Source organism: Methylobacterium sp. WL18 (assembly GCF_008040015.1).
In the GTDB taxonomy this organism is placed as follows: Bacteria; Pseudomonadota; Alphaproteobacteria; order Rhizobiales; family Beijerinckiaceae; genus Methylobacterium; species Methylobacterium mesophilicum.
Window position 1 is genome coordinate 1 of the sequence record NZ_VRVD01001259.1, and the last position, 570, is coordinate 570.

The 570-nt window shown below is 75.8% G+C and carries 2 pseudogenes; both read left to right on the top strand.

Going from position 1 to position 570, the window contains the following annotated elements:
- Positions 1–280: pseudogene (locus tag FV228_RS32190) on the top strand (ABC transporter ATP-binding protein); the annotation flags it as partial.
- A pseudogene (locus FV228_RS32195) lies at positions 277–570 on the top strand (ABC transporter permease); the annotation flags it as partial. The pseudogenes FV228_RS32190 and FV228_RS32195, both read left to right, overlap by 4 nt.

A 570-nucleotide genomic window follows, 5' to 3' on the forward strand; every position in this document is an offset into this window, starting at 1 on the left:
GTTGAGCCTCGCCCTCCCGGCGGATGCGGTCGCGGAGACCGTGCTGCGCCGCGGCGGCTTCGTACCCGCCGAGCCGGACGGGCTGGTCTGGCGCTCGGTCGAGCGTTCCGGCCTCGACGGCGCCGCCCTGCTGGGGGCACTGCGGGCGCAGGGGGTTCCGGTGGCCGAGGTGCGGGTCCGCGCCCCGCGGCTGGAGGCGCTGTATCTCGATGCGGTCCGGCCCCGGGACGTCGCGGACCGCGCAGCCTCCGAGCCGCGCCGGGCGGGGGCCGCCGGATGATCGGCGCCGCGTTCCGGGTGATGGCGTTGAGCCTCCTGCGCGACCGCGCCGCGCTGGTGATGGCTTTCGTGCTACCCACCGTGATCTTCTCGATCTTCGCAGCGATCTTCTCCGGGGCGACCGGCGACCGGATCCGCATCCATCTCGGGCTCGCCGACTTCGCCCGGACGGCGGCGACGCAGCGCCTTGCCGACGCCCTCGTGGCCGACCCGTCCCTGCGCGTCACCCGCCTGCCGGCAACCGATCTGGCGGAGGTGATCCGGGCGGTGCGCTCCGGCGCGGTCGACGTG